General features: G+C 72.4%; 19 protein-coding genes. 10 read left to right on the top strand and 9 right to left on the bottom strand.

Features of this window, described 5'->3' with window-relative positions; all coding sequences use genetic code 11:
- The first annotated feature begins 395 nt into the window (after window positions 1–395).
- Entirely contained in the window at window positions 396–1,274 is an 879-nt protein-coding gene (locus ACTOQ3_RS13230) for a GntR family transcriptional regulator (protein WP_440083682.1), read from the top strand.
- A 285-nt stretch (window positions 1,275–1,559) separates the two neighbouring features.
- A complete protein-coding gene (locus ACTOQ3_RS13225) occupies window positions 1,560–2,840 on the top strand; it encodes an MFS transporter (RefSeq protein WP_440083681.1) in 1,281 nt (426 codons plus the stop codon).
- Between the two features lie 69 nt (window positions 2,841–2,909).
- Here ACTOQ3_RS13225 and ACTOQ3_RS13220 read toward each other — a convergent pair whose 3' ends face one another.
- The 3 genes from ACTOQ3_RS13220 to ACTOQ3_RS13210 all read right to left on the bottom strand — a co-directional run bounded on the left by ACTOQ3_RS13220 (window position 2,910) and on the right by ACTOQ3_RS13210 (window position 5,872).
- A complete protein-coding gene (locus ACTOQ3_RS13220; protein WP_440083680.1) occupies window positions 2,910–3,872 on the bottom strand; it encodes an endonuclease/exonuclease/phosphatase family protein in 963 nt (320 codons plus the stop codon).
- Between the two features lie 137 nt (window positions 3,873–4,009).
- Window positions 4,010–5,071, bottom strand: a complete 1,062-nt coding sequence (locus ACTOQ3_RS13215; protein ID WP_440083679.1) for an LLM class flavin-dependent oxidoreductase — start codon at window positions 5,069–5,071, stop codon at window positions 4,010–4,012.
- 219 nt (window positions 5,072–5,290) lie between these two features.
- Window positions 5,291–5,872: a class I SAM-dependent methyltransferase gene (locus ACTOQ3_RS13210; RefSeq protein WP_440083678.1), complete on the bottom strand. Its 582-nt coding sequence runs from the start codon at window positions 5,870–5,872 to the stop codon at window positions 5,291–5,293.
- Between the two features lie 297 nt (window positions 5,873–6,169).
- Here ACTOQ3_RS13210 and ACTOQ3_RS13205 point away from each other — a divergent pair, with 297 nt between their 5' ends.
- The 4 genes from ACTOQ3_RS13205 (at window position 6,170) to ACTOQ3_RS13190 (ending at window position 13,712) form a co-directional block, all read left to right on the top strand.
- The gene (locus ACTOQ3_RS13205) at window positions 6,170–6,709 is read left to right on the top strand and encodes a hypothetical protein (RefSeq protein WP_440083677.1); all 540 of its coding nucleotides are present in this window, start codon (window positions 6,170–6,172) and stop codon (window positions 6,707–6,709) included.
- A 427-nt stretch (window positions 6,710–7,136) separates the two neighbouring features.
- Entirely contained in the window at window positions 7,137–9,674 is a 2,538-nt protein-coding gene (locus ACTOQ3_RS13200; RefSeq protein ID WP_440083676.1) for a glutamate--cysteine ligase, read from the top strand.
- A gap of 103 nt (window positions 9,675–9,777) precedes the next feature.
- Window positions 9,778–11,565 carry an N-acetylglutaminylglutamine amidotransferase gene (locus ACTOQ3_RS13195; protein WP_440083675.1) on the top strand — a complete coding sequence of 596 codons (1,788 nt, stop codon included), beginning with the start codon at window positions 9,778–9,780 and terminating at the stop codon, window positions 11,563–11,565.
- Window positions 11,565–13,712, top strand: a complete 2,148-nt coding sequence (locus tag ACTOQ3_RS13190) for a S9 family peptidase (protein ID WP_440083674.1) — start codon at window positions 11,565–11,567, stop codon at window positions 13,710–13,712. Before ACTOQ3_RS13195 ends, ACTOQ3_RS13190 begins: the two co-directional genes overlap by 1 nt.
- Window positions 13,713–13,793: 81 nt before the next feature.
- Here the strand turns inward: ACTOQ3_RS13190 and ACTOQ3_RS13185 are convergent, their stop codons facing one another.
- Window positions 13,794–15,038, bottom strand: coding sequence for an ROK family transcriptional regulator (locus ACTOQ3_RS13185; protein ID WP_440083673.1), 1,245 nt, complete (start codon window positions 15,036–15,038; stop codon window positions 13,794–13,796).
- A 251-nt stretch (window positions 15,039–15,289) separates the two neighbouring features.
- Window positions 15,290–16,222, bottom strand: coding sequence for an AraC family transcriptional regulator (locus ACTOQ3_RS13180; protein WP_440083672.1), 933 nt, complete (start codon window positions 16,220–16,222; stop codon window positions 15,290–15,292).
- A gap of 113 nt (window positions 16,223–16,335) precedes the next feature.
- On the opposite strand from ACTOQ3_RS13180, the gene ACTOQ3_RS13175 reads away from it, so the two are divergent.
- On the top strand, window positions 16,336–17,202 hold the full coding sequence (locus ACTOQ3_RS13175) for an NmrA family NAD(P)-binding protein (RefSeq protein ID WP_440083671.1): 867 nt from the start codon (window positions 16,336–16,338) through the stop codon (window positions 17,200–17,202).
- A 124-nt stretch (window positions 17,203–17,326) separates the two neighbouring features.
- On the opposite strand, the gene ACTOQ3_RS13170 is transcribed toward ACTOQ3_RS13175, so the two are convergent.
- The 3 genes from ACTOQ3_RS13170 to ACTOQ3_RS13160 form a co-directional block, all read right to left on the bottom strand.
- Window positions 17,327–18,508 (bottom strand): FUSC family protein, encoded by a 1,182-nt coding sequence (locus tag ACTOQ3_RS13170; protein WP_440083670.1) that lies wholly within the window; start codon window positions 18,506–18,508, stop codon window positions 17,327–17,329.
- 303 nt (window positions 18,509–18,811) lie between these two features.
- Window positions 18,812–20,293, bottom strand: a complete 1,482-nt coding sequence (locus ACTOQ3_RS13165; protein ID WP_440083669.1) for a cryptochrome/photolyase family protein — start codon at window positions 20,291–20,293, stop codon at window positions 18,812–18,814.
- A gap of 94 nt (window positions 20,294–20,387) precedes the next feature.
- On the bottom strand, window positions 20,388–21,023 hold the full coding sequence (locus tag ACTOQ3_RS13160) for a TetR/AcrR family transcriptional regulator (RefSeq protein WP_440083668.1): 636 nt from the start codon (window positions 21,021–21,023) through the stop codon (window positions 20,388–20,390).
- A gap of 113 nt (window positions 21,024–21,136) precedes the next feature.
- Between ACTOQ3_RS13160 and ACTOQ3_RS13155 the strand changes: the two genes are divergently transcribed.
- The 3 genes from ACTOQ3_RS13155 to ACTOQ3_RS13145 are packed head-to-tail and all read left to right on the top strand — an operon-like array spanning window position 21,137 to window position 23,431.
- Window positions 21,137–21,433, top strand: a complete 297-nt coding sequence (locus ACTOQ3_RS13155; protein ID WP_440083667.1) for a hypothetical protein — start codon at window positions 21,137–21,139, stop codon at window positions 21,431–21,433.
- Window positions 21,430–21,990 carry a hypothetical protein gene (locus ACTOQ3_RS13150; RefSeq protein ID WP_440083666.1) on the top strand — a complete coding sequence of 187 codons (561 nt, stop codon included), beginning with the start codon at window positions 21,430–21,432 and terminating at the stop codon, window positions 21,988–21,990. The genes ACTOQ3_RS13155 and ACTOQ3_RS13150 overlap by 4 nt, the downstream gene beginning before the upstream one ends.
- Window position 21,991: 1 nt before the next feature.
- Window positions 21,992–23,431 (top strand): dihydrolipoyl dehydrogenase family protein, encoded by a 1,440-nt coding sequence (locus ACTOQ3_RS13145; protein ID WP_440083665.1) that lies wholly within the window; start codon window positions 21,992–21,994, stop codon window positions 23,429–23,431.
- A 121-nt stretch (window positions 23,432–23,552) separates the two neighbouring features.
- Here the strand turns inward: ACTOQ3_RS13145 and ACTOQ3_RS13140 are convergent, their stop codons facing one another.
- Window positions 23,553–23,681 (bottom strand): hypothetical protein, encoded by a 129-nt coding sequence (locus ACTOQ3_RS13140; RefSeq protein WP_440083664.1) that lies wholly within the window; start codon window positions 23,679–23,681, stop codon window positions 23,553–23,555.
- Between the last annotated feature and the right edge of the window lie 283 nt (window positions 23,682–23,964).

Raw genomic sequence — 23,964 nt, 5'->3', positions numbered from 1 at the left:
TGACGGGGTGAGAGCCGTCCGGGACATGGCAGGCCGGAACACCATTCCCTCTCGACCGGTCTCTCCCGTGCCACCGCTCCCGGTGGCCGCCCCGTCGGATCACCGCCACCCGCGTGACACGGGTGACCATCCAGTCTTCGCACCCGGGTACGGCGTCGGCAACTGATTTGACGGTCCCCATGCTGTAACCCCCAGGCCAGAGTGCCCGTTGACCGCGCGTCCTCTCCCGGACTCTCCCGGAGCGAACGGCTCGCGCCTCCCACGGAGAACGGCCCGTGCCCCGGGCGGGCGCGTGCGACGGCCCGGCGGCCGTCCGGGCCGTCGGCACCGGCCCGGCCCGGAAACGGGGAGGACTAAAATCCCCGGTGGTGTTGAGCGCGAGGAGGCGGGCCCCGATGGATCTGGAGACGTTGCGCGATGTTTCCGGGCTGAGCGACCCCGTGGAGCGCGCACGGGTTCTGAGCCGTCTCATCATCGAAGAGCAGGGACTCCTCGCGGAGGCGGCGAAGATGCGTCGTCAGGCGATCGCCGAAGCCCGTGACTCCGGGATGAGCCTGGAGGACATAGGGACGCGCCTTGGCGTGTCCCCCGGCCGCGTCTCCCAGATGAGAAAGGGACCGACGGCCCGCGTCCCCGAGGAGCCCGCGATCCGCGCGCCCGAGGAGCCCGCGGCCCGCGTCCCTGAGGAGCCCGCGATCCGCACGTCCGAGGAGCCCGTGATCCGCGCGCCCAGGGTCCTGGTGCGGCGGGCGCTGCCGACCGACCCCGCCGTGCGGGCTTCCGCGTCCCTGTTCCTCGCCGAGGCGGAACGGCAGGGCGTCACACCGGGCCGCAGAATGCTCTACGTGGGCCCGGAGCCGGCCGGTGAGCACGTGGCCGCCTGCCTGCGCGTCGAATCCGGCGCCGAGGTGATCGCCCGCCGGAAGATGATGACGGCCGACGGGATCCCGGTGCGCGTCGCCACCAGCTACTTCCGGGCGGACCTGTTCGGGGGCACCCGCCTCGCCGAGCCCGGGTTCGTCAAGCCGTCACTCCAGTCGGCACTGGTCGCCCTCGGCCACACCTTCGGCCGTGCCGAGGAGACCCTGACGGCCCGCCCGCCGACATCCTTCGAGTGCGAGACCCTGGAGCTCGAACCGGGGGAGTGGGTCGTCCAGGTCCTCCGCGCCGGCTACTCCGACGAGGACGTGCCCGTTCACGTCCTGGAGACCATCTGCGCCGCGAACAGGCACGTCTTCCCGATCGGCCAGGTCTCCGGGCACGACGAGTTCTGACCGGCCCCCGGCCGCCCGGTCCGGTCACGGCGGGCCGGCCGGAGGCGGAGCGGGATCGGCCGCCCGTGGTGTCCGCGGCGGCCTGACGCGCGGCCGCGTCCACGCCGGGGAGGTGTTCCCCGCCCGGGGAAAAGGAGAGGCAGGGGAGGGCGGGGCGGCTGTATGGTCTGCGGTATGACCTGGCGACATTGATCCTCAACGATCGGTCGGTCCGGCGCGAGCTGCCGTGGACCCCCGGAGATGCCGAGCATCCCGAGTCCGCCCAGCCTCCGCGAGAAGGACCTCATGACCACTTCTTTTCACCGTGCGCCCGAAGGGCGTGCGAAGCGCCTGGCCGCGACGCTCTACGCCTACACCCTCCTTGATGAGTTCGTCCTGTTCTACCCGTTCTACGCATTGCTGTTCGTCGACACGGGTCTGTCGACCGCCGAGATCTCCTCGCTCCTGGCGATCTGGTCGGTCACCTCCGTCGCGCTGGAGGTCCCCTCCGGGGTGTGGGCCGACGCCGTCTCGCGGCGCGCGCTGCTCGCCCTGGCGCCGCTGCTGGCCGCCGCCGGCTTCGGCCTGTGGGTCGCGGCCCCCTCCTACTGGGTGTTCGCCGCGGGCTTCGTGCTGTGGGGCGCCTCCGGAGCGCTGCAGTCGGGCGCGCTGGAGGCGCTGGTCTACACCGAGCTCGACCGCCTGGGCGCGGCCGGTCGCTACGCCGCGATCATGGGCCGCGCCCGCGCGGTCGGCACCGGCGCCGTCGTGGTGTCCACGGTCGTGGCCGCCCCGGTGTTCGCCGTGGGCGGCTATCCGCTGGTCGCCGCCGGCAGCGTCCTGGCGTGCGTGCTCGCCACGGTGTCCGCGCTGGCCTTTCCCGAACACCGCGTACGCGCCGGGCAGGAAACCGGACGGGAAGGCGAGGGGGCCGCGGAGGGGGCCGACGAGGAGGAGGCGCCCGCGGGCGGCTACGCCGCGATCCTGCGCGAGGGGCTGCGGGCGGCGCGCGCCGACCGGCCGACGCGCCGGGCGCTGCTGCTGGTGCCGGCGGTGACGGCCCTGTGGGGCTCGCTGGAGGAGTACACCCCGCTGCTCGCGATCGGCACCGGCGTCGCCACGCACCTCGTGCCGCTCCTGGTGCTCCTGGTCTCCGTGGGGATCGCGGCCGGTGGCCTGCTCGCGGCGGCCGGGCGGAGCTTCACGGACCGGGAGTTCGCCGCGCTCCTCGCGTTCGGGGCGCTGGCGCTCGGCGCGGGCGCGGCCGGCGGGACCGCGGCGGGGTTCGTCGCCCTCGCGGTGGCCTTCTGCGTCTTCCAGATGGCGAGCGTGCTGGCCGACGTACGGCTGCAGGAGAGCATCACCGGCCCGGCCCGTGCCACCGTGACATCGCTGGCCGGGCTGGGCACCGAGCTGGGCGCCGTCCTCGTCTACGGCGGCTACGCCGCGGCCTCGGCGCTGACCGGCCATGCCGCGATCTTCACCGCGTCCGCGGTGCCGTACGCCGTCCTCGCCCTGGTCCTGTTCCTCGGCGGGTCCCGCTCGCGAAGATCGGCGACCGCCCGGGTCCCGCTCGGCGGGCCGTGAGGCGGTCCGTGAGGCGGGCCGTGAGGCGGGCCGGTCCAGGGCCGGTCCAGGGCCGGTCCCGGGCCGGGTTCAGCGCTTCGTGAAGCGTGGAAGACCCAGCTCGGCGAAGACCGGGCGGTGGTCGGTGTCCGGGAGGCGGTGGACGCCGAAACTCCTGATCGCCATGCGCGAGTCGGCGAGCACGTGGTCGATCGTCACCCCGGGGACGGGTTCCCAGCCCTGCTGCGGCCAGGTGGGCGTCAGGCCGTGCCCGGTGACGTCGGCCGCGTCGCGGTAGCCGCTGTCGAGCAGGTCGCGTACCAGCCGGTGGTCGAGGGTGGCGTTGAAGTCGCCCGCGAGCACCCGCAGCTGCCCGCCCGCCCTGGGCAGCGCCCGCAGCCCCTGGTCCCAGCACGGCACCTTGTCGCCGTACCGGGGCGCGCAGGGGTGGACCGAGACGACCTCGATCTCGTGGCCGCTCGGGTGCTTGACCACCCCGCGCGCCTGCCGGAACCTGCCCAGCGCGATCAGCGGCTTCTCGGTGACGGGGTGCTTGGAGTAGATGCCCGAGCCCCACACCCCGTCGACCGCGCGGTCCACGACGTGAGGCATGCGCCGGCGCAGCCCGGCCGCCTCCAGACGGTCGCGCGCGGCCGGGGTGACCTCCTGGAGGGCCAGCACGTCCGGGTCGAGGGAGCGCACGAGCCTCATCAGGACGTCGGTGTCGCCCGCGCCGACGGCGAGGTTCGCGGCGAGCACCCGCAGCCGTCCCCCGTCGGCGGCGGGCTGATCCGTGTCGCCGAAGTACCGGGGGAGTACGGCCGTCGCCAGCACCGCGCTGGTGACCAGGGCGACGGCCGCGGCCGCCCAGCGGCGCAGTCCCAGCGCCAGGAGCAGCGGGACCGCCGAGGCCGCCGCCACGTACGGCGTGAACGCCACCAGGGCGACCCACTGCCAGAGCGGGGTCCACCCGCCGGCCCTGAGCGCCGCCCAGGCCGCGAACGGCAGCACCGCCGGCCAGACCAGCAGGTCCACCCATCTCGATCTGATCATGCACCCGGAGCGTAACGGTCTTCTGTGCAGATTCGGTGGAGATCTACGTCTTTACCGGCGCAGATGGGCGATATCCGGTCCAGCGGCCCTCGCCGGATCACAGGGACGAAAGCCGGCGGAGGCGGCGGGCTCCCGGGTCAGGAGCCGCCGGTGAGGTCGTACGCCTGGGCGATGAGCTCGAAGGAGCGGGCCCGGTCGGCGGTGCCGTGGACCATCGTGGTGATCATCAGCTCGTCGGCCTCGGTGCGCTTGCGGAGATCCTCCAGCCCTTGCCGCACCCCGGCGGCGTCCCCCAGCACCACCTTGGACAGGTGGTCGTCGAGGAAGTCCCGCTCCATCGGGCTGTACGGGTAGTTCTCGGCCTCCTCGGGCGTGGGGATCGGCTGCGGGGCCCCGCGCCGCAGCCGCAGCATGGACAGCCCGCCGGAGCGGGCCAGGCGCAGCGCCTGCTCGGGGGTCTCGGCGGCGACCGCGGAGACGCCGATCATCGCGTACGGCCGGTCGAGGACGGCGGAGGGCTCGAAGGACGACCGGTACAGCTCGAGGGCGGGGATGGTGTTGTTCCCGCTGAAGTGGTGCGCGAACGCGAACGGCAGGCCGAGCATCCCGGCGAGCTGGGCGCTGAAGCCGCTGGAACCGAGCAGCCAGATCGGCGGGCGGCCCGACTCGGGCGAGCGGGGCACCGCGACGACCCGCTCCAGCGGGTGGCCCTGCGGGAACGCGCCGTCCAGGAAGGCCGTCAGCTCGGCCAGCTGCTCGGGGAAGTCGTCGGCGTCCAGACCGTGCCGCCCGCGCAGGGCCCTCGCCGTGGCGGGGTCGGTGCCGGGAGCCCGGCCGAGCCCGAGATCGATACGGCCCGGGTGCAGCGCGTGCAGGGTGCCGAACTGCTCGGCGACGACCAGCGGGGCGTGGTTGGGCAGCATGACGCCGCCGGACCCCAGCCGGATGCTCCTGGTCGCGGCGGCCAGATGGGCGATCAACACCGCGGGCGAGGAACTCGCCACGGAGGGCATGCCGTGGTGCTCGGCCACCCAGATCCGGTGGTAACCCCACTCCTCCGCGCGCCCGGCCAGCTCGGTGCTCGCCTTCAGGGTCTCGGTGGGCGTCACCCCCGAACCGACGGTCGCCAGTTCGAGGATCGACAGGGGCACCTCGGAGGAGCCGCGGGCCGTCCCGCGGATGTTGTCGTCATCAGCCATGTAGGCGGCAACCAGGCTGGACAGAGGTTTATTTCTGTTTACCGCCTGATTTCGATCTTGCATGAGCCTGCGAGACCGGTCTGCGGTGCCGCCATCGCGACGAGGCCCGCCCTCGCACCGATCGCACCAAGGCGGGCGCACTCGCCCTCCACCCGCCGGTGGATCCCGGCGGGCCGTTCATTCGCCGCCGGTGTCCCCGGCAGGTCGCCCGCCGGCCGCTCAGCCGCCGGCCGTCTCCCCGGCCAGCCGATCACTCGCCGCGACTCCGGTGTACACCAGGGCGGGCGGTACGTTGCGCCAGATCGGGCCCAGGGTGTCGACGGTGGTGAACGTGCTGTTCATGAGACCGCGGAAGTGCCGGAAGCGCCGGAACGGCATCACGGTCAGCGTCGTGATGGTGCTGAAGGCGCCGCCGGGGGTGAGTGAGGCCGCGATCTCCTCCAGAACGCGTTTCTGCTGGGCGTCCTCGAACAGGGTCCAGGGAAGGGAGGAGACGATCGCGTCCGCGTGGGACAGACCGGCCTCCCGCAGCAGCTTGCCGAGATCGCCCGCGTCGCCGGGGATCACCTCCAGCCAGGGTCTGCTGCGCCGCAGGTGGTCCACCATGCCTTCGTTGACCTCCACGGCGAGCTGCCGTCCCCCCGGAGGCAGCCGGTCGCGGATCGCGTCGCTGATCACTCCGCCGCCGGCGCCGAGTTCGACGACCACGGCTCCGGGGGTCGTGGGGACGATCGAGGACACCAGCCGGGCGACGGCCTTCGAGCTGGGAGCGATCGCCCCGAGTTGGTGGGGATTACGCATGATCGCGCCGAGGAAGGTGAGCGTGTCACTGCCGGCAGGACGAGTTTGAGAGAGCATCGACAGCTTATTCCCCCAGTTGAGGGGGTTATGCCAGTTTAACTGGCTTTGATGATCGGGCCTCCGCCGCCGTACGGCTGCCGTACCACTGCTGTATCACCGCCGTACCAGCGCTGTACAGCCGCCGTTCCGGTGATCGGGGAAACGACACCGCGGAGACGGTTCCCACCCGCCCCTGCCCGGGGGAGGTGAGGCGAGGTACCGTCGTCTTATCGGATCCCGGTCATGAGGGGAGCCGCCATGCCAGACGATTCCGATCACGTGCTCGACTCCATCGACGGCGCCGTCGACGAATGGCTCGCCATGAGCGACGACTCGATGCGCTGGACGCCGCCGGAGAAGGCGCGGCCGAAGCCCCAGTTCGGTCTGCCGGTGCCGCCGCTGCCGCAGGTCCTGGAGGAGTTCCTCCAGGAGGTCGGCACCCGCCTCGGCCCGCCCGCCCAGGCCGTGGTCGACGCGTTCCGCCCGCTGGGGGAGGGGGTGGTCGACGCGGTCTCCACGTTCCTGGACAGCCCGCCCGTGCGGCAGCTCATCGATCCGTCGGACGATCGTCCGGAGGCGCTCGGGGTCCGGGCGTTTCCCGACACGTTCGGGCCGCCGCCGGAAGACGCGCCCCGGCCACCGCGCATGATCGAGTCGCGGCGGGACGGGGCCGAGCTGCTTCCCGGCCCATCCGGCCCGTCGGACCCGCCGGGTTCGCCCGGCCCCTCCGAAGCCTCCCCGGCCCGGGAGCGGCCGGACGCCGGGCCGTCAGGACGTGACGACTCCCCGGCCGGGTAGCCGCCCGCGTGGGCTCCGTTCACCGGGCCGGGCGTGACGGGGAGCCCGGCCCTGGTTCCCGCCGCGGTCAGGGGCGATCACGCCGAGCCGGGTGTGGCCGGGGAAAGGGATCGTCACGCCGGGCGTGGCGGGGTCGGTGGTGATCACACCGGGCCGGGCGTGACGGGGTCGCGTCCTGGCTCGGGCGGAGTTTCGCCGGAGAGGCCCGTCCCGTCGCCGGTGGCCGTCGACGTCCTCTTTGAAACCCGCTTGATATCTCCTGCCCGAAAGAGGTGAGTCCGCGCGCCGAAAGGGAAGCGGGTCTGTCCGAACAGGGGGCGACCTCACGGTTTCACTTTTCCACAAAGTGCCTCGTGAAGTGCGGAACTCCTTTTTTCGGGCAAAGAACAAAAAACCCCATGAACCGGCGTACTTCAGGAGTGATGAAATGGCGGGTCTGGCGGGGCCGATCGCGGTCGGTGTCGAAGAGGAGTTCCACGTCGTCGATGTCGACACCCGGCACCTCGTCCCACGAGCCGGTGTCCTGCTCGAGCAGTTGCCGGCGGAGCGCTTCACCCACGAGCTGCAGCGTTCGGTCGTCGAGGCCAACAGCAGGCCCTTCATGCACCTGGAGGACCTCGGGCACGACCTGACCGCGCTGCGCCGCACGGTGATCCAGGCGGCGGACGGCCTCGGCCTGGGAATCGTGGCGGCGGGAAGCGTGCCGCTGGTGGATCTGGAGGCGTTGAAGATCTCCCCTGATCCCCGCTACGAGCAGATGCTCGCCGACTACCAGCTGCTCACCCGCGAGCAGCTGATCTGCGGGACGCAGTTCCACGCCGACGTCGAGGATCGCGACCTGGCGGTGGCCGTCGCCCACCGCCTGGCCCCCTGGATCCCCCCGCTGCTCGCCCTGAGCTCCAGCTCGCCGTACTGGCTGGGATCCGACACCGGGTACGCCAGCTACCGCCCGCTGCTGTGGCAGCGCTGGCCCACCGCCGGTCCGGTGCCCAGGTTCGAGTCGGCCGCCGAGTACGACCAGGTGGTGCGGGAGCTCGTCGCCTCCGGGGTGATCACCGACCCCGGCATGATCTACTTCGACATCCGGCCCTCGGCGCACCTGCCCACCATCGAGCTGCGGGTCTGCGACGCCTGCCCCCGGGTGGGCGACATCGTGCTGATCGCCGGGCTGTTCAGGGCGCTGGTGGCCAGGGAGCTGGAGGCGGCGCAGAAGGGCCCCGAGCGCACGGTCCGGCTGGAGATGGTCCGCGCCGCGTCGTGGCGGGCGTCGCGCTCCGGGCTGGAGGGCGACCTCGTCGACCCGGTCGACGGCACCCCGGCGCCCGCGGGCGAGGTGATCCGGCGGATGATCGACGGCCTGCGCCCGCAGCTGGAGCGGTGCGGCGACTGGGAGCTCGTCACGTCCCTGGCCCGGGAGTCACTGGCGCGGGGAAGCTCCTCGGCCCGCCAGCGTGAGGCGTACGCCCGCAGCGGCCGGCTGTCCGACGTGGTCGACCTCGTCATCGCCGAGACGCGCTCCGAGGAGTGGGAGACCGCCTTCGGCGGTCCGACGCCGAGGATGCACACCAGTCTCCTCGACGGCTACGAGGCCCCCGGCGACGAGGCGATCATCGAGGGAACGGTGCGCGAGTCCTACCAGCCGGTGCTGCGGGTCCTCGACCGCCTGGGCGTGGAAGGACTGCGCGACCGGGAGGAGAAGCGCGACGCCTACCAGCGCCGCAACGGCATGACCTTCCAGGTCGAGGGCGGCGGTGAGAGCCGGATCTACCCGTTCGACCTGGTCCCCCGCCTGGTCCAGGGCGGCGAGTGGGCCGAGATCCAGCGGGCCCTGCCGCAGCGGGTGCGCGCGCTGGAGGCGTTCCTGCACGACGTCTACGACGGGCGCGAGATCATCAGGGACGGCACGATCCCCGCCTGGGTGGTCGACGAGTCGCCCGGCTACCGCAGGCCCGGCCGCAGGGTGCCGCAGGGCACCGTGCGCTGTGCCGTGGCCGGGCTGGACCTGGTCCGCGACAACGTCGGCCGCTGGGCGGTGCTGGAGGACAACCTGCGGGTGCCCTCGGGCCTCGGGTACGCCGTGACCAACCGGCGGCTGATCACCGAGCTGATGCCGGAACTCGTCCGCGGCGAGGAGCTCGCCGACCCGGGGGAGGGCCTGCGGACGCTGCGGGAGGCACTGCTCGCGGCGGGCTCCGGCGATCCGTCGGCTCTGGCCGTGGTCTCGGCGGGACCCGAGGACTCCGCCTACTACGAGCACAAGATGCTCGCCGAGGAAATGGGGGTGGTCCTGGCCGTACCGGCCGACCTGTCCTTCAGGAACGGCAACCTGGAGATCGACGGGCGCAGGATCGAGGTGCTCTACCGCAGGATCGACGAGAGCGACCTGCTCGGCGGCCGCCTCGGGCTGGAGATCATGGACGCCGTCGAGCGTTCCGCGCTCGTCCTGGCCAACGCGCCGGGCAACGGCGTCGCCGACGACAAGTGCCTGTACCGGTACGTGCCGCGCCTCATCGAGTACTACCTGGGTGAGCGGCCCCTCATCGACAACGTCCCCACCTACCTGTGCCGGGACGACGAGGACCGGGAGCAGGTGCTCGACCGGCTGGCCGAGCTGGTCGTCAAGCCGGTGGACGGGTTCGGCGGGCAGGGCGTGGTCGTCGGCCCCGACGCCTCCGCCGAGGAGCTCGAGCGGGTCAGGAAGACGATCCTCACCGCGCCCGAGGGCTGGGTCGCCCAGGAGACGGTCCGGCTGTCGACGCACCCGACCTTCGACGGGCGGCGGCTGCGCCCGCGCGTGGTCGACCTGCGGGCCTTCGTCTGCTCCGGCGAGACGGCGACGGTGCCGCCGACGGCGCTGACCCGCGTCGCCCCGGCCGGCAGCATGATCGTCAATTCCTCCCAGGGGGGTGGTTCCAAGGACACCTGGTTGCCGAGGAGGGCCGCCGGTGCGCGGCTTGAGCGGTGAGCTCAGGCGTGGACCGGTCACCGATGCGTGAGATGTGTGAGACGTGCGAGATGTGTGATCTGGGCGACGGGCTCCGGCCCGAGCCGGTCACCGGGGGGTTTCGATGTGTGGTCTGAGCGGTGAGCTCCGGTTCGACGGCCGCCCGGCGGACGTCGCCGCCGTGGCCCGGATGAGTGACGTGATGCACGACAGGGGGCCCGACGGGGCCGGCCTGTGGTCGCTGGGGCCGGTCGCCCTCGGCCACCGGCGCCTGAAGATCATCGACTTGTCGGACCGGGGCGCCCAGCCGATGGTGGACAGCGACCTCGGCCTGGCGGGGGTCTTCAACGGGTGCCTGTACAACTACCGCGAGCTGCGCGAGGAGCTGGAGGGCCTGGGCTACCGCTTCTTCTCCACCTCCGACACCGAGGTGCTGGTGAAGTCCTTCCACCGCTGGGGGACCGGCTGCGTCGACCGCTTCAAGGGCATGTTCGCCTTCGCGGTCGCCGAGCGCGACACCGGCAGGCTCACGCTCGGCCGCGACCGGCTGGGGATAAAGCCGCTGTACGTCACCCAGGACGCCGGGCGGCTGCGCTTCGCCTCGTCGCTGCCCGCGCTGCTCGCCGGGGGAGGGGTGGACACCGGCATCGACCGGGTGGCACTGCACCACTACATGACCTTCCACTCGGTGGTGCCCGCCGAGCGCACCATCCTCGCCGGGGTGCGCAAGCTTCCCCCGGCCACCGTACGCACCGTCGAGCCCGACGGAACCGTCACCGACCACCTCTACTGGCAGCCGCCCTACACCCGGTCGGCCCTGCCCGAGTACGCCGGGCTGACCGCGGACGAGTGGGGCGAGGTCGTGCTCGACCGGCTGCGGGCGGCCGTACGCAGGCGCATGGTCGCGGACGTGCCCGTGGGCGTGCTGCTCTCCGGAGGCCTGGACTCCAGCCTGATCGTCGCGCTGCTGGCCGAGGAGGGACAGACGGGCCTGTCGACCTTCAGCATCGGGTTCTCCTCGGCGGGAGGGGAGCGGGGGGACGAGTTCGCCTACTCCGACCTGGTCGCCGCCGAGTTCGGCACCGATCACCAGCGCATCCCCATCGACGACGCCCGGCTGCTGCCCGCCCTGGAGCACGCGGTGCGGGCCATGAGCGAGCCGATGGTCAGCCACGACTGCGTCGCCTTCCACCTGCTGTCGGAGGAGGTCTCCAAGCACGTCAAGGTCGTCCAGTCCGGCCAGGGCGCCGACGAGGTGTTCGCCGGCTACAGCTGGTACCCGCCGCTCGCCGGCGTGTCGCGCGAGGACGCCGCCGCCGTCTACGAAAGGGAGTTCTTCGACCGCTCGCACGGGACGCTGGGCGCGATCCTGTCGCCCGACTACATGCCGGCCGAGGACGTCAGCGGCGATTTCGTCCGGCGCCACCTCGCGCGGCCCGGCGCCGACACCGCGCTCGACGCGGTGCTGCGCCTGGACACGAACGTCATGCTCGTCGACGACCCGGTCAAGCGCGTGGACAACATGACCATGGCCTTCGGCCTGGAGGCCAGGACCCCCTTCCTCGACCACGAACTGGTCGAGCTGGCCGCGGCCTGCCCGCCCGAGCTCAAACTCGCCTCCGGCGGCAAGGGTGTCCTGAAGAGCGCCGGCCGCAAGCTGCTGCCCGCCGAGGTCGTCGACCGGCCCAAGGGATACTTTCCGGTTCCCGCGATCAAGCACATCCACGGCCCGTTCCTGGAGCTCGTCAGGGACGCGCTGACCGGTCGGACCGCGAGGTCCCGGGGGCTGTTCGATCAGCCGTACGTCGACAAGCTGCTCGCGGCACCGGACGAACACCGCACTACCCTGGGTGCCAACGCGTTGTGGCAACTCGGACTCCTGGAGCTGTGGTTGCAGGCACAAGGAGTTTGATGACCGAAATTCTCGGCGCCCGTTCTCGCCCCTCGATGGGCACGGGCCTGACCGCCTGGAGCTGCCGGGCGCCCGCGCTGGCGCCCGACCTGAGCGCCGTCGCCTTCGTCGGCGACCGGGACGGCTCGCCGCGCGTCTGGATCCAGCCCCTCGGCGCGGAGCTGGAGGGCCTCCGGCGGCTTCCGGGGGAGGACCCGGAGGCCTGGCCGGTCGACACGGGACCCGAGCCCGTCGCCGACGTGAGCTGGTCCCCCGACGCCCGGCGCCTGGCCGTCCTCGTCGTGCCGGGCGGCGGGGAGCACACGCAGGTCTGGACGGTGCGGCCCGACGGCGGCGACCTGCGCCCGCTGGCCGCGCCCGAGGGCGGATCGGCGTCGTTCGTGCGCTGGACCGGCCAGGGAGAGGTCCTCCTCGTCGCGGAGGTCTCCTCCTCCGGCCGTACGGACGCGGTGCTGATCGACGCGGCCTCGGGAAGCCGGGAGGTCATCGCGGGCGGGGCACTCCTGCAGCCGGCCGCGGTCAGCCGCGACCACCGGCGGATGCTGCTGCGACGCGGCCCGCGCGGCGTGCGCCGGATGTACGTGGCCGATCTTCCAGCCCTTCCCGGCGATCCCGCCGGCCACCTTCCGGCCCTCCCCGGCGACCCCGCGGACTCCCACCCCGGAGGTCTCGTCTCCGGACTGGCCCATCCGGGAGATCTCACCGCGGGCCCGCCGGAGGGGGTTCCGGTCGATCTTCCCGCCGTGATCCGTTTCGATCTTCCTCCGGGCCATCTCGCCGACGGCTCGCCCGCTCTTCCCGCCGACCCTCCCGCCGGAATGCGCTTCGATCTTCCCCCGGGCCATCTCTCCGACGTCCCGCCAGGCCTTCCCGCGAGCCTTCCCGACGAGGCCGCGGGCGACCTGCCGGGCCACGGGGAGCGGCCGTTGCTGGCCGGGCTGACCGGCACCACCGACTACGGGATCCTCTCTCCCGACGGGACGACCGCCTACCTGCTGTCCGACGTCGGCCGCGACCGGGCCGCGCTGGTCGCGGTGGGCGAGGACGGGGCGGGGGTCGTGCTGGCCGAGCGTCCCGACGCCGAGCTGGACCAGTTCGCGCTGAGCGCCGACGGCCGTCTCGCCGTCCTGGTGTGGAACGACTCCGGCCGGTCGGAGCTGGAGGTGATCGAGACGGCCACCGGCGAGACGCGCCCGCTCCCGCCCCTGCCCGCCGAGGTGGTGTCCTCGATCAGGGTGTCCCTGGACGGCAGCCTGGCCGTCCTGGCGGCCGAAGGGCCCGGCCACCCCTCCCACGTGCTGCTCTGCGACCTGGAGACCGGCGGTTACCGGCGGATCGCGGGATCCGGGCGGATCCCCGGCGCGGCCGGCGCGGAGCTGGTGCGCTTCCAGGCGCGCGACGGCATGGAGCTGACCGGCTGGCTCTACCGGGTCCCGGGAGCCCGGGGTCCGGCGCCCTTCGTCGTCTACCTGCACGGCGGTCCCGAGAGTCAGGAAAGGCCCACCTTCAACCCGCTGTTCCAGAACCTGCTGGCCGCCGGGATCGGGGTGCTCGCGCCGAACATCCGCGGCTCGTCGGGATTCGGGCGGGCCTTCCGCAACGCCGACAACCACGCCCTCCGCTTCGACGCGATCGACGACGTCGCCGACTGCGCCCTGGAACTGGCACGGGCGGGCCTCGCCGACCCGGCCAGGATCGCGTGCATGGGACGCTCGTACGGCGGCTACCTGACGCTGGCCGCCCTCGTCACCCACCCGCGTCTCTTCCGCGCCGGAGTCGACGTCTGCGGGATGGCCGACTTCGAGACCTTCTACGAGCGGACCGAGCCGTGGATCGCCGCGGCGGCCGTCAGCGAGTACGGCCACCCCGTCGCCGATCGCGAGCTGCTGCGGGCCCTGTCGCCCCTGCACTCCTTCGACCGGCTGGCCGCTCCGCTGCTGATCGTGCACGGTGCCCGCGACACCAACGTCCCCCTGTACGAGGCCGAGCAGGCGCTCCAGGCGGCGCGGGCCCGCGAGGTGCCCTGCGAGCTCCTGCTGTTCGAGGACGAGGGGCACGAGATCCGGCAGATCGCCAACCGGGTGACCTTCGTCAAGAACGTCGTCGAATGGCTCAGATGGCACCTGGCGGTCCCCGACCGGGCGTGACGGATCTCCGGAACCGGGTCCTGTCCGGCCGGGCCTCACGCGATCGGACCTGTCGTGTTCCGCCACCGGAGGGGGAGCCGGTCACCGCGGAGCGGGGTGTGCCCTCCCGGCCCCGATCCGGCCGGCGCCGTGGGCGAGGGCCTCCAGGGGGTTGGCCAGCACCTCGGAGAAGGCGAGTTCGGCCGCGCCGGTCAGGGTGGCGTCGTCGCCGAGGGCCGAGGTGCGGAGTCGCACCCTCTCCCGGGAGATCACCAGCACGTTGGCCTCGACCCGGCTGTGGACCTGGGCCGCCGAGCCCCGATAGACCTCGCGCAGCATCCCGCCGAAGATCACCAGGCCGGGGTTGAAGAGGTTGATCAGGTTGGCCACCCCGATGCCGAGCCAGTCGCCGATCCGGCGCAGCGCGTCCGCGGCCGCGACGTCCCCGCGCCCGGCGGCGTCCACCACGGCCCGTACGCCCTCGCGGCCGGTCAGCTCGGAGGACCGTCCGGCGGCGTCGATCAGGGCCTGCTCGCCGACCTCCGCCTCCAGGCAGCCGTGCGAGCCGCACCCGCAGGGCCGCCCGTTGTACGGGTTCACCATCATGTGCCCGAGCTCGCAGCCGTACCCGCCGTCGCCGTCGAGCAGCTTGCCGCCGACGATGATCCCGCCGCCCACTCCGACGTCCCCGTGCAGGTAGACCAGGTTCTGGAAGCCGACGCCCACCCCGCGCTCGTGCTCTGCCAGCGCGCCCAGGTGGGCCTCGTTGCCCACCGACACCGGCAGCCCGAGCCCCAGCCTGAGACCGAGCTCGGTGCCGAAGGCCTGGTCCACCCAGCCCATGTTCGGCCCGAAACGCACCATCCCGTCACCGGGCCGGATCATGCCGCAGTAGGCCGCGCCGACCCCGACGCACACCGCGTCCGGGGGTGCCTCGCGGTACATCCGGCGGGCGAACCCGGCGAGGGTCCCGACCACGTCGTCGAGGTCGGCCCCGGCGCGCGGCCGGACCGCCTCCCTGCGGTCCAGGACCGTTCCGCCCAGCCCGACCCTGGCGGCGACCAGCCGGTCCACCCGGACGTCGAAGGCGATCACGTAGACCCGGTCGGACTCCGGCCGGACCACCAGCGACGGCCGGCCCGCCCTGCCGGTGTCCTTGGGGAGTTCCTCGCGGACCAGACCCGCCGCGGTGAGCTCCCCGGTCAGCCCCATGATCGTGCTGCGGTTCAGGCCCATCCGGTCGGCCAGCTCGGTGCGGGAGAGCGGGCCGCCCAGGTGCACGTGCCGGAGCAGGGCGCCAAGGTTGTGCTGGCGGATCTCCTCCTGGGACCGACCGGCTTTCAGCATCGTGGGGATCCTGACGACTCGGGGCTTGCCATCGTTGCGCGCCGCAACGGCGGGACGGGGCGGCCACGCCGACCGCGAGCACTGGAACAGATCCTGTCACACCAGGAGAACACCGGCCGGTGGCCGCGGGAGTATTTCCTCGTTGCTCCCGGCCGGTGGGTCCGGGACGTCCAGATGTCCACCTTCAGGCCGGTGGCGGGCAGGTGGCGGGCAGGTGGCGGGCAGGGCGTCGGCGATCGTGGCTGTGCGTCCTACCCGCCCGTCCGATGGCGGCTCGGGGACACGCCGCGTACTCGTTTGAAGGCCACGCTCAGCGCGAAGGCGTTGGCGTAGCCGACGTCCCGGGCGACCGAGTCGATCGTGGTGTCGGAGGAGCGCAGCAGATCGGCGGCGAGCGCCATCCGCCAGCCGGTGAGATACGCCATGGGGGGCTCCCCCACGAGGGTGGTGAACCGGCGCGCGAACGCCGCGCGCGAGGCGCCGACCTTTTCCGCCAGTGAGGCCACCGTCCACGGGCGGGCCGGGTCGTCATGGATCAGCCGCAATGCCGGACCGATCAACGGATCGCTCTGCGCCCGGTACCAGCCGGGTGCCTGAGCCTCGGGGCGGGCGAACCAGGCGCGCAGGGTCGCGAGCAGCGCCAGATCCAGAAGCCGGTCGAGGACGACCTGCTGGCCGGGCCCTTCGCTGTTGACCTCCTGAGCGAGCAGTTCCATGATCGGGGACTGCTCGCTCGACCGCGGCACGAGCACGACCTCCGGCAGGGCGTTCAGGAGCCGCTCGCTCACGTCTCCGCTGACCTGGTAGGTCCCGCTGGCCACGATCGCCGACCCGTCAGGGGTGCGTCCGCTCGTGCGCGGCCCGAGCCGCAACTCGTCGGTGACGTCGATGTCGTCCATGGTGGTCAGCCGGTTGCCCGGACGGACGATGATCTCCGGCGCGGTCGCCGGATCGTCGCTGATCGTGTACGGATCCGGCCCCTTGACGATGGCCACGTCCCCGGTGCGCATCAGCACCGGCTCACCTCTGCCGAGCGTGATCCAGGCGTGCCCGCGCAGCGTGGTGGCCAGGGCGAGCGGGGCACCGTCGGAGATCCGCAGCGACCACGGTGGTTCCAGTATCGCCTGACAGAACGCCGCACTTCGGGCACGAACGCCGTCGAGCAGGTCAGCGAGCGGATCCACCACCTCAGTTTAGACGGACAGAAATGGAAGTGAGCGTACGGAATATGGATCGTCTCTTTTGGTGCGTGTTCACTGGGGCGTGACCCACCTCGACGACTTACCGGAGGCATCCGATGTACGCGATCACAGGAGTGACAGGCCACGTGGGCGGGGCGGCGGCCCGGGACCTCCTGGCCAAGGGGGAACCGGTGCGAGCCGTGGTCCGCGACGCGGCCAGGAGCGCGGACTGGATCGGGGCGGGAGCCGAGGTCTCCGTCGCCGATTTCGGCGACAGGGCGGCGCTGGCGGAGGCGTTCCGCGGTTGCCGCGGGGCGTTCGTCCTGCTGCCGACGGATCCGGTGGCGGCCGACGCCGACGTCTACCATCGCCGGCTGGCCGACTCGATCGCCGGGGCGGTCCTGGACAGCGGCGTCCCGCACGTGGTGATGCTGTCCTCGATCGGGGCCGAGCTGGCCGAGGGCACCGGTCCCATCCGCTGGCTCCACCATATGGAGAACCGGCTGCGGGAGACGGGCGTGCTCCTGACCGCGATTCGCTCGTCGCATTTCCAGGAGAAGGTCGAAACGGTGCTCGGCGCCGCTCTCGGGGCCGGCGTCTACCCGGTCTTCGGCGCGTCGGCCGATGTGCCCGTCCCGATGGTCGCGACACGCGACATCGGCAGGGTGGTCGCCGAATCCCTCACGGCCCCCGCCACGGCCGGCGAGGCCATCGATCTGGACGGTCATCAGTACTCGGAACGGCAGGTGGCCGAAGAGCTGGCGGCCGTTCTCGGCAGGCCGCTCACGGTGGTGACCATCCCGCGGCCCGCATGGGTCGGCACGATGGTGGAGGCGGGCGTTCCGCCCCAGCTCGCCGAGGAGCTCGCCGGCCTGTACGACGCCGAGCAGCGAGGCATCCTCCAGCCCGGAGGCGACAGGCGATCCACGTGTACGACAGAGCTTGGCGAGACACTGCGCCATCTCGTGAAGACCGCTCTGTGAGTTGGGCCGAAGGGCTCTCACCGGGCGGTCTCGGCGCTGAGCCCGAGGCCGGCGACGTTGCGACCGGCTGAGATCCGGTACGCGCCGGCCGGGCCGCCGCGGGAGTTCGTCGGGGCGGCCGGCCTCACACCACGGCATCGGCGACATCGGCGGCCTCGGCGATTTCGGTGGTGGCGTGCAGGGCGGTCAAGATGGTCAGGATCCGCTCGGCGTCGGTGAGCAGGCTTCCGGTCACGGCCCAGCCATGCGGCTGGTCCAACCGGCCGGTGCGGACCTCTTCGGTCATCTGTTCCTGGATCGCGCCGGCCCGCTCCAGCGCGGCGGAGATCACCGCGTTCAGCCTCGCGGGCTCATCGGCGGTGCGCATCTGCGCTTGGAGCGCCTGGGCGAGCAGGTCCAGCAGTGCGGCGTAGTCGCGGGCGAACTCGTCGCTGATCCACGGCGGACCGTCGGCGTGGCGGTGCCGGCGCTGGGCGGCATAAACCAGCGCCCGCACCAGGGCGTGGATGTGCACGCCGATCTCGCTCATCGCCTCCAGCAGCCCTTCGTGATCATCGTTCGTCTCGTGGACGCGGGTGCGGCGCAGGTTGTAGCGGCGGCTTTCCGCGCCGTCGGCGATGGCCGCACTCGCTCGGGCCAGGTGGGCGTCCAGCCGGGCGGCGTGGCGCTGCCAGCCGGGCAGGTCCGACAGATCACAGCGCTCGCGCAACCCGCCTGCCACGGCCTCCAACAGTTCGGCGGCCTCCTCGCTCAGGCGGCGCACCGCCTCATGGGGGCGGCGCTGATACAGCGGCGGCCACAGCATCGCGTTGACCACTCCTCCGGACAGCGCGCCGATGCCGGTGGCCACCACATAGGCCAGCAGATAACGCTCCTGGGAGGCGGCGCCGAACGACAGCATCAGCACCGCGGTGGTCGCCACGTCCGTGCCGTGCCGGCCCATCCGCCGCCAGCGTGCGGCCACCAGCGCCGGTGGCACGACCAGCATCAGGCTGAAGGCGTTGAGGCCGATCAGGTGGCCGACGCTGCCGGCCAGGATGACACCGGCGGCCACCGCGCACACCCGCCGCGCCCCGTTGGTCAGTGTCTGGTACACCGTCGCGTGCACCATGATCACAGCGGTGGCCGGGGCGATCCACACCGTCTCGCGCGGCAGCAGCCGATCGGCCAGGAACCAGGCCAGCACCGCGGCCAGGGTCGCCTTGGCGATCTGACGCACCTCGAAGCGCTGCTCGGAATCTCGCCGGCCCAGCCCGGCCAGCTGGCCACGCAGATACCGCACCTCACGGCGAATCGTCGTCCGCATCCAGTTCATATTCCGGTTAATCACCATGTGGCCTTTACCTAATGTGGTGACCGGAAACCTACGCCGGGTCGGCGACGATCAGAGGCAGGGAAGATCGTCAGATGTCGGCCCGGCGGACCCTTCCGGTCTCAGCACCAGCGACCACCACTTGGCGGACGGCGAACGACACACCGACCTCTTGGGCAGTGTTTCCGCAGGTCGGGGTGACCAGCCGCGCCATGATCCATCTCACCGCCGACGGCCGTACTCGCGGTCCTCGACCCCGTGTCCGTGTCGCCCGCCGGACCGGCGGGCGGGCCGGGGTCAGGGGGGTGCGTCGCCGCGTGCGGCCTCCTGGGCGCACACCTCGTCCAGATCGTCGAGCCGCCGCATGCCGTGCACGCCGCGGGCCGTGCGCGGGTTGGCGGCCAGCCACTCCTGGTTGCGGGCGAAGAACCACCAGTAGCCCGCGGTGAACGGGCAGGCGTCCTCGCCGGTCCGCCGGGAGGGCCGGTAGCGGCAGGGCGGGCAGAAGTCGCTCATGCGGTTGATGTACGCGCCCCCGGCCGCGTACGGTTTGGTCGCCAGCATGCCGCCGTCGGCGTGCTGCGACATGCCGATCACGTTGGGCACCATCACCCAGTCGTACCCGTCGACGAAGCAGCGGTGGAACCAGTCGGTCAGCCGCGCGGGGTCGTACCCCCGCTGGAGCGCGAAGTTCCCGAGCACCATCAGCCGGACGATGTGGTGGGTGAACCCGGTGTCGCGCACCTGGGCGAGCGCCCACGACAGGCAGCGCGCCTCGACGGCGCCGGCGTCCAGCTCCTCGAACCAGGTGGGCGGCGCCGCGCGGGCCGACAGCCGGTTGAGGTCGCGGTAGTCCTCGCCGAAGTACCAGTACAGGTGCCAGATGTAGTCGCGCCAGCCGATGAGCTGCCGCACGTATCCCTCGACGCTCGCGAGCGGGGCGTGGCCCGCCCGGTAGGCGGCCTCGGCGGCCCGCACGCACGTCATGGGGTCGAGCAGCCCGAGGTTGACGGCGGGCGAGAGCATGCTGTGCGCCATGAACGGGTCGCCGGCGAGCATCGCGTCCTGGTGCGGGCCGAAGGCGGGCAGCCGGTGGCCGACGAAGCGCCGCAGCGCGCTGCGGGCCTCCGCGGCGGTGGCGGGGAACATGCGCGGGCCGTCGCGCCCGACGAAGGACACCTCGCCGTCGCGTTCCCACCGGTCGAGGTCGTGGCGCACCCGCTCGTCGATCTCGTCCTCCTCGGCCGTCCACGGGCCGGGCACGTCCAGCCCTCCGGAGGGCGGCGGCTCGCGGTTGTCCGCGTCGAGGTTCCACCGGCCGCCGGCGGGCTCGTCGCCGTCCATGAGCACGTCCAGGCGGCGCCGGGCGTCGCGGTAGAAGTCCTCCATGAGCAGGCGGTGGCCGCCCCTGCCCTCGGCCCAGGCGGCGAACTCCTCCGCGGTGCTGGTGAACCCGCGCGAGGGCAGGACGGTGACCTCGGGGCGGCCCCGGACGAACGCGTCGGCCGCGTGGCTGGTGGGACCGCAGACGGTGACCCGGCCGCCGGCGCGGCCGAGCGCCTCGGCGAAGGTGTCGGTCCGCAGGAACAGCGCGCGGTCGCCCAGCTCGGCCGCCCGGTGCCGCAGCGCCGAGAGCACCAGGTGCGCCTTCTGCCGGTGGTAGCGCCGCCGCCGCAGTACCGACCTGGCCTCGACCAGCAGCACCGGCTGGTCATCGGAGTCGAGGAAGTGGTCCCCGAGCTGATCGGCGAAGAGCCATCGCCTGCCGTGTTCCCCCATGTCGCCATCTTGGCGGCTCGGCGCGCCGCTTCCTCCGCGCCTCGCTGGTCGAACCGCGTGCGACACGGCTCCTCGTAGTCAGCGACAGGGCCGGTCAACGTGCAGGTGCGTCAACGGCGTCTTCGGGTCCCACCGGTCCGGCGTCGCCGGTGGCGGCATGAACCTGCAGGAGCCTCTCGACTCCGTGCAGGAAGGTCTCGCAGATCAGCGTCGGGTCGAACAGGCAGCCGGCGGCCATGGCGCCGTCGCGCATCATCACGAAGTGGCGGCCGGCGGGCTCGGCGCCCGTCTCCCGGACCTTGGCCAGCAGTTCCGTGACGGTTTCCAGGAACCATTGGCGGTGGACGAGCACGGCCCTGCGCACCGGGGACTCGGGGTCGGGAAACTCGGCGGCGGCGTTGAGGAAGGCGCATCCCCGGAAGCCGGGGGACCGGATGCCCTGAGCGATGGACGCGCTGAGGGCTCGGACGGTGTCGGCGGCCGGGAGCCCGGCGGCGACGGCCTCGTCCGCCTGGCTTCGCATCATCCGGTCGGCCTCGTTCAGGTAGGCGAGGACGAGGTCTTCCTTGCCGGGGAAGTGCCGGTAGAGGGTGGCCCGCGTCACCTGCGCCTCCGCGACGATGCGATCGATGCCGACGGCGTGGATGCCCTCCGTGTAGAAGAGCCGGGTGGCCGTGCCGAGCAGCCGCGATCGCGCTTCGGACGGCCGGCTTTCGGATTGGCTGCGCATGCCGCCATCCTAATAGGTAGAACGTTCGGTCTTGACAGTTCGCGCCGTAGATTGCCATGCTGTGTCGCGATAGAACGTTCTGTCTTGTGGGGAGCTGTTCCAGTGGTTCGTATATGCGAGTACGCACCGCCCCGCTGTCCGTCGGCACAGCCGAGGTCACCCGCGGCCGGCCTGCCGGCGGCGACCCCGACGTCGAGGCCCTGGTCTACGTGGCCGGCCAGGTCCTGGGCGCGGGAGAAGGCCTGGGCTCGCCGGCCCGGATTCCCGTCGAGCGTCCCACGCCGGCGCCGCGGACGGCCGAGGTCCTGACCGTCGCCGCCGACCTGGCCGCCCACCTGATCGAGAAGGCCGACCACGGGACGCGCCGAACGGCTCTCCTCGTCACTCATCCACCGAAAGGATCATCATGAGCACCATCGCTGCCTCGCCCAATGTTTCCGGGACCGCGTCCGCGCTGCGGCGGCTGTACTTCGTCCGGTTCGCGTTCGCCATCGTCTGGGCCCTCGCGATGTTCACGACCGCCTCGAAACTGGGTCCGGTCGCGGTCACTCTGCTCGTGCTCTACCCGCTGTTCGACGTGGCCGCCGCCATCATCGACGCCCGCGCGACGCGCACCACCGGCTCACCTGCCCTGCTGTACGTGAACGTCGCGGTCAGTCTGATCACCGCCGCCGGCGTGGCCGTCGCCTGCGCGTCCGGTATCCCGGCGGTGCTGCGCGTGTGGGGCGCCTGGGCGATCGTGGCCGGGCTGGTCCAGCTGATCGTGGGTGTCACCCGCCGCGGGATGGGCGGCCAATGGCCGATGATCATCAGCGGCGGCATCTCCGTACTCGCCGGTGCGTCGTTCATCCTCGGTGCCTCCGCGCCCAACCCGACGCTGGCCAACGCGGCCGGCTACGCCATCCCCGGCGGCATCTTCTTCCTCATCTCGGCCTTCCGTCTCGGCCGCGCCGCGAAGGGAAACTGACATGGACGGCAACACCTACGACGTCGTCGTCCTCGGGGCCGGCCCGGTCGGGGAGAACGTCGCCGACCGGGTGGTGCAGGGCGGGCTGAGCGCCGCCGTCGTCGAGCGCGAGCTCGTCGGCGGGGAATGCTCCTACTGGGCCTGCATGCCGACCAAGGCATTGCTGCGCAGCGCGGCGGCGTTGCGGGCCGCGCGTCAGCTGCCGGGAGCGCGCGAGGCGGTGACCGGTGGTCTCGACGTGGCCGCGGTGCTGGGCCGTCGGGATTCCTTCGCCTCGCACTGGAAGGACGACGGTCAGGTCGGTTGGCTCGAGTCGGCCGGGATCGCTCTGCACCGTGGTCAGGGCCGGATCGTGGCCGCGAACGTGGTCGAGGTGACCGGCGACGACGGAGTCCCGGTCACGTTGACGGCCCGGCATGCGGTGGTCATCGCGACCGGAAGCGGCGCGCTGCTGCCGGACGTTCCCGGTTTGCGCGAGGCCGCGCCGTGGACCAGCCGGGAGGCGGCCGCCGCGAGCGCGGTCCCCGGCCGGTTCGCGGTCATCGGTGGTGGCGTGGTGGCGTCGGAGATGGCGACCGCCTTCGCCGCCCTGGGGTCCTCGGTGACGATGCTGGCTCGTGACGGTGTGCTGCCGCTGGCCGAGCCGTTCGCCGGTGAGCGGGTCACCGAGTCGTTGCGGGAGGCCGGTGTGTCGGTACGCCTCGGCGCGGAGGCCGCGTCGGTGCACCGCGACGAGGCCGGAACGGTGCGCATCACGATGACCGGCGGCGAGCAGGTCGAGGCCGACGAGGTTCTGGTGGCGATCGGCCGGACACCGAACACCCAGGACATCGGCCTCGGCGCCGTCGGCCTGACGCCGGGCGCCTGGCTCACGGTGGACGACACGCTGCGCGTGGTCGGGGAGGACGGGGCGCCGGTCGGTGACGGGTGGCTGTACGCCGCCGGCGACGTCAACCGGCGGGTGCTGCTGACCCACCAGGGCAAATACCAGGCCCGCGCGGTCGGTGACGTCATCGTGGCGCGGGCGAGGGGTGAAGCGGTCGAGGACGGCCGCTGGGGCCGACACGTGGCCACGGCCGACCAGCGCGCGGTGCCCCAGGTGGTCTTCACCGAACCGGAGATCGCGTCGGTGGGGCTGACCGCGGCCGCGGCCGAGGCCGCCGGCGTGCGCATCCGCGTCGTCGACCACGACCTGGGCGCCGTCGCCGGATCCGCCCTGCACGCCGACGGCTACCGGGGGCACGCCCGCATGGTCGTCGACGAGGACCGGAAAGTGATCGTCGGTTTCACGCTCGTCGGCCCGGACGTCGCGGAACTACTGCACGCCGCGACGATCGCGGTCGTCGGCGAGGTCCCGCTGGACCGGCTGTGGCACGCGGTTCCGGCGTTCCCCACGGTCACCGAGGTGTGGCTGCGGCTGCTGGAGGCGTACGGACGCTGACCGTCGGGCCACGTGCCGGCGCCTGGCGGCCGCTCAACCGGAGCCGCGTGATCACACCGATCCATCAGGCCGTGACACGGGTACCGATGTCCCACGTCGCAAGATCAGTGACAGAGTCCGTTCACTCGTGCTCACCCTCGCACATCAACGCGCCCAGCCCGGCCCTCACGCCCGCCGCGCCGGGGATGTTCGGGCTGTGCCCGTGGTGGTCGGGCCGGAGCCGGTCGCCAGGGGTGTTCGTAGCGGTCATGAGGGGGACGGCGTCGCCGCCGCCGGTCGCGGTGGCCCTTCGGACGCAGCCGCGGAGCAGGGTGCGGCGCTTCGGCCCATCCCGGATACCGGTGGTCGGCAGCGAACAACTCCCGGATCGACGACGTCGGGAAAGCGGCCCCCCTGTGCGGGCGGGAGTCGATGAAGCGTTGCGCCGCCCTCGCCGGGAGCCGTTCTCCCCGCCGCCCCGCGAGTCCTGAAGATCCCGGTCCGTACGTGGCGCCCCCTCCTACCGGTCAGGCCGGTTTTTCACCGTATTTATT

It is taken from the genome of Streptosporangium sp. LJ11, assembly GCF_051918945.1.
Lineage (GTDB): Bacteria > Actinomycetota > Actinomycetes > Streptosporangiales > Streptosporangiaceae > Streptosporangium.
This window is presented reverse-complemented; position numbering and strand designations above follow the sequence as displayed.